This is a genomic window from Lachnoclostridium sp. An76 (assembly GCF_002161355.1).
Lineage (GTDB): Bacteria > Bacillota > Clostridia > Lachnospirales > Lachnospiraceae > Mediterraneibacter > Mediterraneibacter caccavium.
Window position 1 is genome coordinate 1 of record NZ_NFHL01000006.1, and the last position, 15,742, is coordinate 15,742.

The 15,742-nt window shown below is 49.1% G+C and carries 13 protein-coding genes, 2 pseudogenes, 1 riboswitch and 1 other annotated feature; of the genes and pseudogenes, 12 read left to right on the plus strand and 3 right to left on the minus strand.

The window, feature by feature from the left end:
- The coding region (locus tag B5G27_RS11060; RefSeq protein WP_143449704.1) for a hypothetical protein at window positions 1-327 on the minus strand (327 nt) is incomplete at its 3' end.
- Window positions 328-446: 119 nt separating this feature from the next.
- Window positions 447-629, plus strand: a riboswitch (glycine riboswitch).
- 2 nt (window positions 630-631) lie between these two features.
- Here B5G27_RS11060 and B5G27_RS11065 point away from each other — a divergent pair.
- From B5G27_RS11065 to nrdG, 3 genes are all read left to right on the plus strand, one after another.
- Window positions 632-2,047, plus strand: a complete 1,416-nt coding sequence (locus tag B5G27_RS11065) for an alanine/glycine:cation symporter family protein (protein ID WP_087178941.1) — start codon at window positions 632-634, stop codon at window positions 2,045-2,047.
- A 327-nt stretch (window positions 2,048-2,374) separates the two neighbouring features.
- A complete protein-coding gene (nrdD, locus tag B5G27_RS11070; protein ID WP_087178942.1) occupies window positions 2,375-4,534 on the plus strand; it encodes an anaerobic ribonucleoside-triphosphate reductase in 2,160 nt (719 codons plus the stop codon).
- Window positions 4,535-4,649: 115 nt separating this feature from the next.
- On the plus strand, window positions 4,650-5,189 hold the full coding sequence (gene nrdG / locus B5G27_RS11075) for an anaerobic ribonucleoside-triphosphate reductase activating protein (RefSeq protein WP_087179093.1): 540 nt from the start codon (window positions 4,650-4,652) through the stop codon (window positions 5,187-5,189).
- 34 nt (window positions 5,190-5,223) lie between these two features.
- Here nrdG and B5G27_RS11080 read toward each other — a convergent pair whose 3' ends face one another.
- On the minus strand, window positions 5,224-5,559 hold the full coding sequence (locus B5G27_RS11080; RefSeq protein WP_087178943.1) for a winged helix-turn-helix transcriptional regulator: 336 nt from the start codon (window positions 5,557-5,559) through the stop codon (window positions 5,224-5,226).
- Between the two features lie 244 nt (window positions 5,560-5,803).
- Between B5G27_RS11080 and B5G27_RS11085 the strand changes: the two genes are divergently transcribed.
- The 5 genes and pseudogenes from B5G27_RS11085 to B5G27_RS16470 all read left to right on the plus strand — a co-directional run.
- Window positions 5,804-6,433 carry an NAD(P)-dependent oxidoreductase gene (locus tag B5G27_RS11085; protein ID WP_087178944.1) on the plus strand — a complete coding sequence of 210 codons (630 nt, stop codon included), beginning with the start codon at window positions 5,804-5,806 and terminating at the stop codon, window positions 6,431-6,433.
- A 69-nt stretch (window positions 6,434-6,502) separates the two neighbouring features.
- On the plus strand, window positions 6,503-7,282 hold the full coding sequence (locus B5G27_RS11090; RefSeq protein ID WP_087178945.1) for a protein-ADP-ribose hydrolase: 780 nt from the start codon (window positions 6,503-6,505) through the stop codon (window positions 7,280-7,282).
- Entirely contained in the window at window positions 7,236-8,162 is a 927-nt protein-coding gene (locus tag B5G27_RS11095; RefSeq protein WP_087178946.1) for an SIR2 family NAD-dependent protein deacylase, read from the plus strand. The genes B5G27_RS11090 and B5G27_RS11095 overlap by 47 nt, the downstream gene beginning before the upstream one ends.
- A gap of 230 nt (window positions 8,163-8,392) precedes the next feature.
- A pseudogene (locus B5G27_RS11100) lies at window positions 8,393-8,485 on the plus strand (CD1845 family protein); the annotation flags it as partial.
- 101 nt (window positions 8,486-8,586) lie between these two features.
- Window positions 8,587-9,066 (plus strand): annotated as a pseudogene (locus tag B5G27_RS16470) (DUF1016 N-terminal domain-containing protein); the annotation flags it as partial.
- A 541-nt stretch (window positions 9,067-9,607) separates the two neighbouring features.
- On the opposite strand, the gene B5G27_RS11110 reads toward B5G27_RS16470, so the two are convergent.
- Complete coding sequence (locus B5G27_RS11110) at window positions 9,608-10,945, minus strand: IS110 family transposase (protein ID WP_087178827.1); 1,338 nt, start codon at window positions 10,943-10,945, stop codon at window positions 9,608-9,610.
- A 364-nt stretch (window positions 10,946-11,309) separates the two neighbouring features.
- Here B5G27_RS11110 and B5G27_RS11115 point away from each other — a divergent pair, with 364 nt between their 5' ends.
- From B5G27_RS11115 to B5G27_RS11130, 4 genes are all read left to right on the plus strand, one after another.
- Window positions 11,310-11,696: an RNA polymerase sigma factor gene (locus tag B5G27_RS11115; RefSeq protein WP_087178947.1), complete on the plus strand. Its 387-nt coding sequence runs from the start codon at window positions 11,310-11,312 to the stop codon at window positions 11,694-11,696.
- A complete protein-coding gene (locus B5G27_RS11120; RefSeq protein WP_143449706.1) occupies window positions 11,650-12,078 on the plus strand; it encodes a hypothetical protein in 429 nt (142 codons plus the stop codon). Before B5G27_RS11115 ends, B5G27_RS11120 begins: the two co-directional genes overlap by 47 nt.
- A gap of 74 nt (window positions 12,079-12,152) precedes the next feature.
- Window positions 12,153-12,408 (plus strand) — a binding site (T-box leader).
- 148 nt (window positions 12,409-12,556) lie between these two features.
- Window positions 12,557-14,989 (plus strand): leucine--tRNA ligase, encoded by a 2,433-nt coding sequence (gene leuS, locus B5G27_RS11125; RefSeq protein WP_087178949.1) that lies wholly within the window; start codon window positions 12,557-12,559, stop codon window positions 14,987-14,989.
- A gap of 77 nt (window positions 14,990-15,066) precedes the next feature.
- Entirely contained in the window at window positions 15,067-15,651 is a 585-nt protein-coding gene (locus B5G27_RS11130) for a hypothetical protein (protein WP_087178950.1), read from the plus strand.
- The last annotated feature ends 91 nt before the right edge of the window (window positions 15,652-15,742 follow it).

Consider the following 15,742-nt stretch of genomic DNA (forward strand, 5'->3'; position numbering starts at 1 on the left):
GCCACGCTTTCTCCCTTTAAGTCTTTCCGGCAGATTACTCCAAGTCACCGTCGCCATATCCCCGTCCGCCGCGAAAGGCGCATCAAAGGGGACGGTTTTCTGCGCGCATCCGATCGGAAGGTCCCCGCAGGCAAATGCAGGATTTTTAAACGCAGCATTTGTCGGGGGACCTTCCGGCTTGAGGAAACCAGAAAACAGCGAAGCGCCTTTTCGAAACTTCCTTTCAGCGCGGGGATATGGGTGGTTGAGGTGATTTCGTAGTTTTTCCTGCCTCATGGAGCGGAGCCGATGCCAGCCATATCCCCGCGCTGAATACGTCCTCGACATCCGCGCTTCACTGTTTTCGGACGTTTCACCAATCGGTCGGCTCCCCCACAAATACAGATTTTACACTTGAAATTTGTAAGGGACGGTGGTATTCTGTACTATGTCGTGCTAAAGCACGAAAGATAAACTCAGGAGAGTCTTTTCCCCGCAAGTATCTGCAGGACAGGTCATACCGGGGGAGAGCGCCGAAGGTGTAAACGGCGTCAGGAATGGAAGGAGCAGCGGTCCGGGGCAGAGCGGGACGGCTGGGATCTCCATGCGGATGCCGTGAGTCTCTCAGGCAAAAGGATGGAGGTATAAAGGAATGTTAGAGCAGATCGATAAGATCATCACAGTGATCGACAATGCAGTGTGGGGACTGCCGTTGATCATTCTCATCCTGTTTACAGGATTTCTTCTCACAGTTCGGCTGGGCCTTTTACAGGTAAGGCATCTCGGCAAGGCGTTTAAATTCATGGTGAAAAATGAAGAGGAAGGCGAAGGCGAAGTGACCAGCTTCGGAGCACTCTGCACAGCTCTGTCGGCAACGATCGGAACAGGAAATATCGCGGGTGTTGCAACCGCAATTGCCGCGGGCGGTCCCGGAGCTTTGTTCTGGATGGTGATTGCAGCGTTTTTCGGTATGGCGACAAAGTACGCGGAGGGGCTTCTTGCGATCAAGTACCGTACGATCGACAAAGAGGGCCATGTTCTCGGAGGTCCGTTCTATTATATTGAGAACGGTATGGGAAAGAACTGGAGATGGCTGGCGAAGATATTTGCCTTTTTCGGAGCAGGCGTGGGCCTGTTCGGGATCGGGACATTCACTCAGGTGAACAGTATTTCCTCTGCGGTGAAGAATTTCTTTGACCCGGAATCGTCACATGTCGTGTTTTCTATGTTTGGAAATGATTATTCGGCGGCAACCGTGATCACGGGACTGGTACTGACAGTCTGCGTAGGGCTGGTTGTGATCGGCGGGATCAAGCGTATCGCAAAAGTGTCGGAAGTGGTAGTCCCGTTTATGGCGATCCTGTATGTGGCTCTGGGTCTGATCATTATTGTGACGAATCTTTCAGCTGTACCGGCTGCGCTGGTGTCGATCGTGAAGTCAGCGTTTACGGGAAGCGCGCTTGCAGGCGGAGCGATGGGAAGCATGGTCGTGGCGATGCAGAAAGGGATCGCGCGGGGGATCTTCTCCAATGAGTCAGGTCTCGGAAGCGCGCCGATCGCGGCGGCAGCAGCGGTGACAAAAGAACCGGCGCGTCAGGGTCTTGTGTCTATGACAGGTACATTTATCGACACGATCGTGATCTGTACCATGACAGGTCTTTCTGTAGTGATCGCAGGGACATGGCTGGATCCGGAACTGGAAGGCGTGGAGATCACCATGGCTGCATTCCAGCAGGGGCTTCCGTTCCCGTCGGCAGTGGCGTCATTTTCCCTGATGCTGTGTCTTGTGTTCTTTGCGTTTACAACGATACTCGGGTGGAATTATTATGGAGAACGGTGTATCGAGTATCTTTTTAACAGAAAAAGATCCGTGGTCACAGGATACCGGTGGCTGTATATCCTCGCAGTCTTCATCGGACCGTATATGACGGTCGCGGCAGTGTGGAATATCGCGGATATCTTTAACGCGCTTATGGCGTTCCCGAACCTGATCGCGCTCCTGGCGCTGAACGGGGTAGTCGTGAAGGAGTCGAAAGACTATTTTAACAGGCTTAAAAATATGAAATAAGCCGGCCGGTGTTTTTGGAGATAAAATGTCAGGAACAGTCTGTGTTCCTCTCCGGGAAAAGGAGGGGAGTACAGACTGTTTTTTGCATGATCTGAAATAACAGAAAATTTGTGCCGCGGATAGTATTTGTATAACAAGAAACGTAAATAATTTCTTTAAACCGATAATCTTTTTGTCAGGCCGTGTAGTTCTGAAAATACTGTATCGTGTGTTTTTGGGATTGCATTATACTACATTTTGTATTAGAATGGACTCCAGACGGATAACAGCGCCGGCGCAGGACGCTGTTCCACATAGACGAAATTATGGAAAATGAGGAGGAACAGAATGAAGATCATTAAGAGAAACGGGGCAGAGGAAGTATTTGACATCAAAAAGATCGTGGTTGCCGTGACTAAGGCGGACGCATCGTCAGAAAACAGAAGCCTGACCGATTCCCAGATCGAGGATATCGCGGAGTTCGTGGAATTTAAATGCAATAAACTGAACCGCGCGGTATCAGTGGAGGAGATCCAGGATATGGTGGAGAACCAGATCATGGCCACAGGCGCTTTTGACCTGGCGAGAAGGTATGTGAGATACCGTTTTAAACGTTCCCTTGTGAGAAAAGCGAACACCACGGACAACAGGATCCTCTCCCTGATCGAGTGCAATAACGAGGATGTAAAACAGGAGAATTCGAATAAGAATCCGGCTGTAAACAGTGTGCAGAGAGATTACATGGCGGGAGAGGTGAGCCGTGACCTGACGCAGAGGATGCTCCTTCCGGAGGACATCGTAGAGGCGGACAAAGCGGGGATCATCCATTTCCATGACTCGGATTATTATGCGCAGCATATGCATAACTGTGACCTGGTCAATCTGGAAGACATGCTCCAGAACGGCACAGTCATTAGCGGGACGATGATCGAGAAGCCGCACAGCTTTTCGACTGCATGTAATATCGCAACCCAGATCATCGCTCAGGTGGCGAGCAACCAGTACGGCGGACAGAGCATCTCTCTGGCGCATCTGGCTCCGTTCGTACAGGTGTCCAGGGACAAGATCCGTGCAGAGGTGCTCAGCGAGATGAAGCTGGTGGGCATTGAGTATCCGAAAGAGGTGCTGGATGAGATCGTGGAAAGACGACTGAAAAAGGAGATCACAAAGGGTGTCCAGACGATCGAGTACCAGGTGATCACACTGATGACGACCAACGGGCAGGCTCCGTTCCTGACAGTGTTTATGTACCTGAATGAGGCGAAGACCGAAGCGGAGAAAAAGGATCTCGCGATGATCATCGAAGAGACACTGAAACAGCGCTGGCAGGGTGTGAAAAATGAAGCGGGCGTCTGGGTGACCCCGGCGTTCCCGAAGCTGATCTATGTGCTCGAGGAGGATAATATCGATGAGGGCACGCCGTATTATTACCTGACAGAGCTTGCAGCGAAATGTACGGCAAAGCGTCTTGTGCCGGACTATATTTCCGAGAAGAAGATGAAAGAGCTCAAAGAAGGTAACTGCTTCCCGGTAATGGGATGCCGGAGTGCGTTAAGCCCGTGGAAGGATGAGAACGGAAACTATAAGTTCTACGGACGCTTCAACCAGGGAGTTGTGACCATCAACCTTGTAGACGTGGCGCTTTCATCCGGCGGGGATATGGAGAAATTCTGGAAGATCTTTGACGAGAGACTGGATCTCTGCTACCGTGCACTGATGTGCAGGCATAACCGTCTGAAAGGCACGCTGTCCGATGCGGCTCCGATCCTCTGGCAGTACGGCGCCCTGGCGAGGCTGAAAAAAGGTGAGACCATCGACAAACTGCTTTACGGCGGATACTCTACGATCTCTCTTGGATATGCAGGATTGTACGAGTGCGTGAAATACATGACCGGCAAATCCCACACAGACCCGGAGGCAACGCCGTTTGCACTGGATGTGATGAAGCACATGAATGAGGCGTGTGACAAGTGGAAAGAGGAGACGAATATCGGATTCAGCATTTACGGTTCTCCGATCGAGAGCACCACGTACAAGTTCGCGAAGTGCCTCCAGAAGAGATTCGGCATCGTGCCGGGCGTGACGGACAAGAGCTATATCACGAACAGCTACCATGTGCACGTGTGCGAGGAGATCGATGCATTTGAAAAGCTGAAATTCGAGTCCCAGTTCCAGGCACTGTCCACAGGCGGCGCGATCAGCTATGTGGAAGTCCCGAACATGCAGGACAATATCCCGGCAGTGCTCCAGGTGATCCGCTTCATCTATGACAATATCATGTACGCGGAGCTGAACACAAAGAGCGATTACTGCCAGGAGTGCGGTTATGACGGAGAGATCCAGATCGTGACCACGGAGGACGGAAAGCTCGAGTGGGAGTGCCCGCACTGCGGCAACCGCAACCAGGATACGCTGAATGTGGCAAGACGTACATGCGGCTATATCGGCACACAGTTCTGGAATCAGGGAAGGACGCAGGAGATCAAGGAGAGAGTGCTCCACCTGTGATCCATGCTCCACAGCGATTACAGTGAACAGTAATCCACAGAGAGATCAACCTTTAGAACAGGCGCGGATGGAGAATTCAAAGACGCCGCGCGGACACCATGCAGGAGACGGCAGGATGTATTACGGTGAAATAAAGAAATGTGACATTGCCAACGGAGAGGGAGTCAGAGTCTCCCTCTTCGTTTCCGGCTGTACCCATCACTGTCCGGGGTGCTTTAACCAGGATACATGGGATTTTGATTACGGAAAAGAATATACGCAGGAGACAGAGGATGAAATACTGAAAGCCCTGGCTCCCGGTTATATCAACGGGCTTTCTCTCCTCGGGGGAGAGCCTTTTGAGCCTCAGAACCAGGAAGTCCTGGTCAGGCTCTTACGAAAAGTGAAGGAGCAGTATCCGGAGAAAAATATCTGGTGTTACAGCGGATATCTCTTTGACAAAGAGCTGCTCAGTAAGAGCCGCGCAAGATGCGAGTACACGGATGAGATGCTCTCCATGCTGGACGTACTCGTGGACGGACGGTTCGTGGAAGCGCTCAAAGACATCCGCCTTGTATTCCGCGGGTCATCCAACCAGAGAGTGATAGACGTAAAGAAAAGCCTGGAGACAGGAACCGTCGTCCCCTGGGAACCCAAAGTACAGCGCGGGGTGTAAAATCTGTGTGTGAAAGACAGATTTTCCAGCAGGCTCATGCGTTGTGTGCTTTGAATTCTTCGCCCCAGTCCCACATGGCATCAAGGATTGGTTTCAGGCTCTGGCCAAGTTCTGTCAGAGAGTATTCTACCCGCGGAGGAACTTCAGGATAGACTTTGCGGTTTACAAGGCCATTGCTCTCCATATCACGAAGCTGTGCGGTCAGAACTTTCTGTGAAACATTTCCGATCGATTTTTTCAGTTCGCCGAATCGCTTGGTACCCGGGAGCAGATCCCGCAGTATCAGTACTTTCCATTTATCCCCGATCAGCATAAGAGTTGTCTCAACCGGACAGGCCGGGAGTTCTTTTTTTACAGTTTTTGTTTCCATAGAAATATCTCCTTTGATCTGATATCATATCGTAAAAACTATAAAAATCATATAACAAGAGGAAAAGAAAATCAAGATTCAGCGCAGAAAATCGCAATTGTTTCCTACAGGTAACTACAGCACAAAAAAGTGCTTACTTTACGATTGAAACCATTCTTCCTATAATATAGTCAAGAGCTGAGGAAAACGGCCGAGCCAAAGCTCAAAGTAAAACTATGATCTGATATTTAAGGAGGAATTCAAAATGAAAATCGCAGTAATTTGTGCAAATGGAAAAGCCGGTAAACTCATCGTAAAAGAAGCAGTAAACAGAGGTCTCGATGTCACTGCCGTTGTCCGCGGGGATAATGAGACAGCAGCGCAGAAAGTCCTGAAAAAGGACCTGTTCGACCTGACTGCTGATGATCTCAAGGGCTTTGATGCAGTAATCGATGCTTTCGGCGCATGGACGGAGGACACGCTTTCTCTTCACAGTACATCACTGAAGCACCTGTGTGACATCCTCTCCGGCACGGATACCCGTCTGCTTGTTGTAGGCGGCGCGGGAAGCCTGTACGTCAATCCGGAACATACCGCATGTGTGGCTGACGGTCCGGACTTTCCGGATGGCTTCAAACCGCTGGCCGGCGCGATGGCAAAGGCGCTTTCTGAGCTTCGCCAACGCAGGGATGTGAGATGGACATATATCAGCCCGGCAGGGGATTTCCAGGCAGAGGGCGAGCGCACCGGGAAATACATCCTGGGAGGAGAGGAACTGACCCTCAATTCCAGGGGTGAAAGTATCATCAGCTATGCGGATTACGCCATTGCAATGGTGGATGAGGCTGTAAACGGAAATAACATCCAGAAACGTATCAGCGTGGTAAGAGAATAATAGGGAAAGAAATCGGAGCAGACAGACTTACGGTTCTCCGCAGGGGCAGCAGAAAGGAGAGATTGATCCATGGAGAAACTTGTTACACAGGAGCAGCGGGCGGATTTCCTGATCCGCTGGCTGCTGAATGAAAGAGAAGAATACGAGAATCTGGAAATCCCGGTCAGCTCGGCGGAGAAGCGGCGTCTTCTGCGGAGTCTGATTAATGTACGGCCTCCTATCCCTGCGAGCAGTGAGTTCCTGACGGTTCAGGATGCTTATCTGCAGGAACGGTTGGCAGAGAGGGGAGTAACCCGGATCGAGGATTTAAGCCCTGTCCGGCCGGGAATTTACCTCTGGCAGGGAGACATCACCACGCTCGCCGCGGATGCGATCGTCAATGCGGCGAACAGTCAGATGCTGGGCTGCTTTGTCCCCTGCCACGGCTGTATTGACAATGCCATCCACACGTATGCGGGGGTACAGCTCAGAACGGAGTGCGCATCCATTATGGCAGGGCAGGAAGCAGAGCCGACGGGAAGCGCAAAGATCACAAAAGCCTATAACCTTCCCTGCCGCTATGTGCTGCACACGGTAGGCCCCATTATATATGGAAGTGTTACGGAGACAGACCGAAAACTGCTGGCAGACTGTTACCGTTCCTGTCTGGAACTGGCGTCAGCTTACGGGCTGCGCAGCGTGGCCTTCTGCTGTATTTCCACAGGTGAATTCCATTTTCCGAACAGGCTGGCAGCAGAAATTGCCATAAAGACAGTTGGGGAATGGCAGAAAGAAAATCCAGGTCAGATGGAGGTGATCTTTAATGTTTTCAAGGACAATGACTACAAGATCTATCAGCAGTTATTATGATAGCCTGGCCCAGCTTGGACGGGAGCTGGATACGGCGGATGCCATTATCATCGGCGCGGGCGCGGGCCTTTCCACTTCTGCTGGTCTTTCCTATTCGGGCGAACGGTTTCATAAATACTTCTATGACTTTGCTGAGAAGTATCCGATTCAAGATATGTATTCCGGCGGCTTCTATCCGTTTGACACCCTGGAGGAACATTGGGCCTGGTGGAGCCGGCATATTTGGATCAACCGTTATATGGATGCGCCGAAGCCGGTATATAGCCAACTGTACGAGCTGGTGAAAAACAGAGACTATTTTGTTCTAACCACCAACGTGGATCATCAATTCCAGAAAGTCGGATTCGACAAACACCGGCTATTCTACACCCAGGGCGACTACGGCCTGTGGCAGTGCAGTGTGCCATGCCATAATGAAACCTACGATAATGAAACTGCTGTTCGCAAAATGGTGGCGGCGCAAGGTTTTGCTTTTGCTAAAGATGGCAATCTCTATGTGCCGGATGGAATAAAGCTGAAGATGGAAGTTCCCTCTGAACTGATTCCATACTGCCCGCATTGTCATAAACCCATGAGCATGAACCTGCGCGCCGATGATACCTTTGTCGAAGATATGGGCTGGTATCATGCCGCTGAGCAATATGAGGAATTTTTGCAAAACCATCGCAATCAAAAAGTTCTGTTTTTGGAGTTAGCTGTTGGCTACAATACGCCAAGCATAGTAAAGTACAGTTTCTGGCGGATGACGCATGATTGGCCGGACGCGACGTATGCCTGTCTGAATTATGGTGAAGCGTATGCGCCCGATGAGATCAAAAGAAAATCTATCTGCGTGAATGGCGACGTCGGAGAGATTCTGACTGCGTTAGAAACTCAGTAAAATTGAATAACAAGTTCATTCCCAACAGGGCGTTTATCAGATTTTGATAGACGCCCTTTTTTCAGTATGACGGGCATGCCGTCAGTCTGTGGTGAAAGTCCAAAAGGGGCGTAGTTGCCGACGAACCCCATAGCGACTCACAAGGTTTGGGGAAGTGGTCCACAAAACGGGAGCTGTTCATCCATGTGCAAGATGCCGTGCAGCTGGGACAGCCGCAGGCCGGCCCCGCAGTACAGCCCTATGGTCTGCCGCTGGCGGCAATCTGGCTGCTGGGCAAGGTGCAGGATTTGAAATTTGCTATTCAGGATAATGTGTACGGATAAAAATGCGTCTTTGCGGCATTTTGCATTCCCGCAAAAATAGGATATACTGATAATAAATAATCCTCTCCGCCCGGTGCGGCAGGTTAGGTGGAGGTGTGTATATGGAAAATCAAATCACGCGGGACAATCTGATGGTCCTGGAAATCCGGGAACTGTTGGAAAAAGCGAGAAAAACGGTCGCGCAGCAAGTCAACGCCCAGCTGCTGACAACCTATTGGAATATTGGGCGGATTATCGTGGAATATGAATAGCAAAATCAGATTCGCGCGGAATACGGGCAGCAGACATTGAAAGAACTTTCCAGGGAACTGACGCGGGAGTTTGGCAAAGGCTTTTCACGGTCCAATCTCCAAAATATGCGGGCGTTCTATCTGGCCTATGAAAAATGCCAGATACCGTCTGGCAAATTGTCCTGGTCCCACTACTGCGAACTGTTGAGCTTTTCCGATACTAACAAGCGCAACTTTTATGAGCAGGAATCCATCAATTCCGGCTGGTCGGTCCGGGAGCTGAAGCGGCAGATTGACAGCTCTCTCTATGAACGGCTGTTGCTGTCAAACGGCGACGCCAACAAGGAAAAAGCATTTGCGCGGTTGGACCTACTGCAGAAAGTGGTTGATTTCAAGATTAAGTTTTATCCGCGGGTCTGGGCACATTACCCGGAGGCTGTTCCGGCCAGTTTAAAGCTGCTTTCTAAATCCGCTGATCCGTCAGCCCGTAAAAACATGCTGCTTCCCTTTGCGAAGACATCCATTGATGAAGCGTAGATCGGGAAAGCCGTCCGGTTTCTGCCGGCGGAAAGCCTGTCTCCCTCACCCATACAGAATACGGTCTTCCGGAGCATTTCATACTCTGTCCGGGGCGGGGATTTCCATGGGATGCGGAAACGGGCGTGGCGTTTACGATGGAGTTTTATATATTTTAAAAAATTTTTGGATGTGATGTAGTATTCACCGCTAAGACCGTAGTATATAGGTGAAGCCGGAAAGTCCAGCTAAGAAATGTCAAGAGGTGATATGAAAAAAATTAATTTTTTACAATAGCGCAAAAAATGGTAACCTTAACAGACCATTCCGATATATTGGATTGGTCGCAAACTAAATATTGAGAATGCCGTGCTGATTATGCGGCTTTTCGTATCTTATCTGGATGCTCTGCGGCAAAGCGCCTGCAGTGCTCCTCCGGAGTGATGACCTCGAAGGGTTTGTTATCCCGAAGCATGGCAAAAATGATGTTGCAGATTTTATGCATGACAGCGCCCATTGCTACCGTCTTTTTCTTGCCGGAACACTTCCGGGTGTAATAGTCGTAAACCACAGGATTCACAGGCGTGCCGCTTCCCTTATCAACTTTTACGTTATTGAGCGCGACCATGTGAAGGACCCGTCTGGCAAGGCTGGAGCCACGTTTGGACATATGGACTTTATCGCCATTGAGTTTCCCAGACTGTTTGACGGCAGGATCAAGCCCAAAGTAAGCATAAAGCTTTTTCGGGGAAGAAAAAAGTTTAAAATCGCCCATCTCCGCAATCAGGACGATTGCGCTTAAGAAACCGATCCCGCGCAGGGACTGCAGAAGGCAGATCTGGTCGTAGATCAAAGTATCCTGCAGCCGGTCGACCGTCTCGTGGAGCGCCTTCAGGAGTGCGTCCAGATGCTTCTGGTATTCCTGGTAAGTATCGATATAAAGGCGAATGCGGACAGCATTGCTTGGAAGCGCCCTTCCGAAAACAGCAGCATCCTGTGCGGCAGCAATGATGGTGTCATACTTACGCAGGGCATAAGCTTCGCCAAAACGTGCTGTGCTGCGGATGATCTTCACGATATCGTCTTTAGAAGCGGCAAGCATGTCTTCAGCAAGAGGATAAGAGCTTAGCAGCTTTAAGGAAGACTGTGTGGTGACTTTGCTGAAGACTTTCGCATAAGCGGGGAAAGACACTTTCAGTTCCGCAGTAAGTTTGAGGGCGACAGCAGACTGGAGGTCCTTGAAATAATAGTAATCACGGACCAGGTTCCTCAGATCGACAACGGAATCATCCGGAATGATGGAAGTCTTAAGAGAAACGTTCAGGCCGACAAGGGCAGCCTTTTTCGAGTCGAATTTATCATTATGCAGTTTCCTTATGTTGATATTTGTGCTATTCTTAGTGATGATAGGATTAATGACTGAGCAGTCAAACCCCTTATCACGAAGGAAGCACAGGAGCGGGATGTGGTAGATCCCGGTAGACTCAAGGAAGCAGCGGCTTTTGAGAGAATACGTTTCTTGTGCTTCTTTTATTTTTGCGACAGCAAGGTCTCTGGACCTTGGATCAGAATGGACGATCTTAAAGGGCTTCCCGATAAAAGAACCGTTAGGGAGGGCAATAGACATCCAGGTAAAATCAGCGCCAACATCAAGGCCGACAGAGAGGTAAGAAGAAACGCTGTCAATCAATGTAAGTAATCTTTTGTAATGCATAGTAAACATCCTTTCCGGCAGGCATCCATTTCCAAAAGGTGGATACACAACCTAGCGGCTTATACAGGTATAGCCTGAGGCTTCCCAACCAGCCAAACCATAAATCACCACCGAATGGACAGACAGACTTTCTAAGAGGTTTCCCCGGCGGGAGGCCGGGTCCCAAGGAGGCGTCGTCAATCGCCCTGCCTCAGTGATTATACCTCATGATCTGATCTGATGCATCATGGAAGCCTCAGACACGGTAAGGAACAATAACTTCTGATGGAGAGAGAATCCCTCCTTCAGTTATTCATTTAGACTTTGTAACTATTAACCCGTAGTCATTATTGACTACACCATTATCATACTAGGAGGCGGTGAGATGACAGATGATGAAAAAATTATAGACATGTTCTTTGAACGGTCAGAACAAGGCATACGGGAGCTGGACATGAAATACGGAAAAATCTGTCACAATCTCTCGTATAACATCGTGAACAACAGGCAGGATGCGGAGGAATGTGTCAACGATGCTTACTTAGGCGCATGGAACGCCATACCCCCGGTACGCCCTAACCCGCTGTTAGCCTACATTGTGAAAATCGTGCGGAACATTTCGCTCAAAATCTATTGGAGGAAGGAAGCGGCCAAACGAAGCGGACATTATAAGATTGCCTTAGAGGAAATCGAGGGCTGTATCGCTGACCGGAAAACCGTGGAAGATGAGATCGAAGCCAGAGAGCTGGCCCGCATCATTGCGGGATTTTGAGGAGCAAAAGACTACATTAAGCATTATGGGAAATGAAAAGGGACAAATCTTATCCCTGAATCTCGAAACGGCTTATGTTATCAATGATATGAGAGTACAGTTCTTTTCGCAGATTTATACTGAAAATTATGACGAAGAACTTATCTGCGGAGTCCGTGACCCAGCAGGCGCAGAATATGAGGAATCGTACTACACCACTAACAGCAATAAGCAATGTCATATCATAAACACACCTGCCAGGGAGAGTGATTATTTGTGTTTGGATGGTTACATTGTTGACGGATATATTTTATATGATCTCCATATTGCTTATAAAGAGAGGGATTCTGCCCAGGCAATGGAGTTAATGCACCAATGGGCTGACTTGTTATCCAACGATTAAACTCCTATGGATCGGATCAGTGAAAAAAATCTTGACTTATTTTAACATTCTACCTATAATGAATGAGTATTGTGACAAAGACTTAGAAGAGGAAGAGTAGGAGCGTATCGTTTTAAGAGAGCTGCCGGATGGTGCGAGGCAGCAGCGTAAGTTCTGAACTGGCCTTTGAGTTCTCTTGTTGAAAAGAAGTCCGTGCTTTGTATTTGAAAGAAGGGCGGAGGGTATGAGTAGATGAGAGCGGGAATCCCCGTTACAGGATCAATGAGTGCATCTGTCCCGGACAGGTGAAGAAGAGTGGTACCACGGAAATGAAGCCTTTTCGTCTCTTAGTTTACTAAGAAGGAGAGGCTTTTCTTTATGTGCTTCGCCCGGATATCCGGGGATTGATCGAAGGATTGGCCGGACGGGAAATTTCCCCGTCCGATCCGAAGACTGCGGCAGGCACAGGGTAAGATCAGAGAAAGAGAGGAATCATCACATGGGCACAAAGATTGTGTACAACCACAAAGCGATCGAGAAGAAATGGCGCGAGAGATGGGAGGAAAACCCGGTCAACCCGCGTCTGGATGACAATGGAAACAAGAAGCAGAAATATTACTGCCTGGACATGTTCCCGTATCCGTCAGGAAACGGACTTCATGTCGGACACTGGAGAGGGTATGTGATCTCTGACGTATGGAGCAGATATAAACTGCAGCAGGGCTATTATATCGTCCATCCGATGGGATGGGACGCTTTCGGTCTCCCGGCTGAGAACTACGCCATCAAGATGGGCGTGCATCCGGCGAAATCCACAGCGGAAAATGTGGCGAATATCAAGAAGCAGATCAATGATATCGCAGCGCTTTATGACTGGGATATGGAAGTAAATACCACGGATCCGAATTTCTACAAATGGACGCAGTGGATCTTTGTAAAAATGTTCAAGGCGGGTCTTGCTTATGAGAAGGAATTCCCGATCAACTGGTGCCCGTCCTGTAAGACAGGCCTTGCAAACGAGGAAGTCGTAAACGGAAAATGCGAGCGCTGCGGCGCAGAGGTGACCAAGAAGAACCTGCGCCAGTGGATGCTGCGCATCACGAAATATGCGGACCGTCTGTTAAATGACCTGGATAAACTGGACTGGCCGGAGAAGGTCAAGAAGATGCAGACAGACTGGATCGGCAAATCCTACGGAGCAGAGGTTGATTTCCCGGTAGAGGGCAGGGACGAGAAGATCACAGTCTACACGACAAGACCGGATACGCTTTACGGCGCGACCTTTATGGTACTGGCCCCGGAGCATGAGCTGGCGCAGTCCCTTGCTACTCCGGAGACAAAAGACGCGGTAGAAAAATACATTTACGAGGCTTCCATGAAGTCAAACGTAGATCGTATGCAGGATAAGGAGAAGACCGGTGTATTTACAGGCAGCTATGCCATCAACCCGCTGAACGGCGCGAAGACTCCGATCTGGCTTTCTGACTATGTGCTCGCAGATTATGGTACAGGAGCCATCATGTGCGTGCCGGCTCATGACGACCGCGACTTTGAGTTCGCGAAGAAATTCGATATCCCGATCGTTCAGGTCATCGCAAAGGACGGCAAAGAGATCGAGGACATGACAGAGGCATATACAGAGGCAGCAGGAACCATGATCAATTCCGGCGAGTGGAATGGGATGGAATCCGCAGTCCTTAAAAAAGAAGCTCCCCACATCATCGAGGAGAGAGGCATCGGCCGCGCGACTGTGAATTACAAACTCCGCGACTGGGTATTCTCCCGCCAGCGCTACTGGGGCGAGCCGATCCCGATCGTACACTGCCCGGACTGCGGCGCTGTGCCCGTGCCGGAGGAAGAGCTTCCGCTGCGCCTGCCGGATGTAGAGTCCTACGAGCCGACCGGGACAGGAGAGTCTCCGCTGGCAGCGATCGACGAGTGGGTGAACTGCAAGTGTCCGGTGTGCGGAAAGCCTGCGAAGAGAGAGACAAACACCATGCCGCAGTGGGCTGGCTCTTCCTGGTATTTCCTGCGCTATGTGGACAACCACAATGACAAGGAACTGGTATCCCGCGAGAAGGCGGACGAGATGCTCCCGGTGGATATGTACATCGGCGGCGTTGAGCACGCGGTGCTTCATCTGCTGTACTCCAGATTCTATACAAAATTCCTGTGTGACATCGGCGTGATCGACTTTGATGAGCCGTTCCACAAGCTGTTCAACCAGGGAATGATCACAGGAAAGAACGGGATCAAGATGAGCAAGTCCAAAGGAAACGTCGTTTCCCCGGACGACCTTGTGCGTGACTACGGCTGCGACTCCCTGAGGATGTACGAGCTCTTCGTGGGACCGCCGGAGCTGGACGCAGAGTGGGACGACAGGGGGATCGACGGAGTAAACCGTTTCCTGAAGCGTCTCTGGACACTGCTCATGGACAGCAAGGATCAGGACATCAAGGCGACAAAAGAAATGATCAAGCTCCGCCACAGAATGGTGTACGACATCACGACACGTCTGGAGAGCTTCAGCCTGAATACGGTTATCTCCGGATTCATGGAGTACAATAATAAATTCATCGAGCTCGCGAAGAAAGAGGGCGGCATTGACAAAGAGACCCTGGAGACGATCGCAGTGCTGATCTCCCCGTTCGCGCCGCATTTTGCAGAGGAAATGTGGGAACAGCTCGGACACACAGAGACCGTGTTCAAGGCAGGATGGCCGGCCTATGACGAGGAAGCCATGAAGGATGACGAGATCCAGATCCCGGTACAGATCAACGGCAAGACAAAAGCAGTTGTGAGCATTCCGGCAGAGGCGTCCAAAGAAGAAGCCATCGCGGCAGGAAAAGAAGCGATCGCAGGCAAGCTGACAGGGAATGTGGTCAAGGAAATTTATGTACCGAAGAAGATCATCAACATAGTGATGAAATAATTGAGAAGAAATTCTCAGAATTGAATAAGGTGCTTGGAAATTTAAAATGGAGTAATATTTCAAAGATGTAATGAGAAATGGCGCAGGTAGTGGAAACATTATCTGCGTCATTTTTTCTGGCAAACAAGAAGTTGGTCATGGTCAAAAAAATTGATAACTTTAAAATTTACAAAAAGGCATTTGTGGGCTTGACAGCAGGTGTTTTGATTGTTGGAATTTTAGGGGGTGCATATATCGGTATTTGTAAAGTTCAACACAATAATATGTATAATAAGGTTGAGAGTGCTGGTTTTACTAAAAAATTAACTGAAGATTTTATTGAAAGATATCAAGGGAATTATGCTTTAACAGAAGACGGCGTTGACTATTTAGTAACGCCTAAATCTATTGGAAAATATGAATTAGATACTGATAACTTCTGGCTTACTGCTCGTAAAGGGGATATGGATATTACTATAAATATTGATGAGAATAGAAAAATATTTTTAGCATTATATCCGGGAGAAATTGAAGTAGACGAAAAAGGTAATGTAATTGATACATCTAAAAAATTAACAGACGTGCAAAAAGAACATATGGATGATTTATTGACAAATAGAAAAGAAGAAATTCTTCCGATCGTCAAAAGAGCATTAGAATTGTGGGATACTATCAATAAATAAATTGTTTTTTTGATTTATAATTTTTGTTCGTTTACTATTTAAGCACTAAACTAAAAACAATTCAAGTATTGGAAACAGGTTAAATTTATAA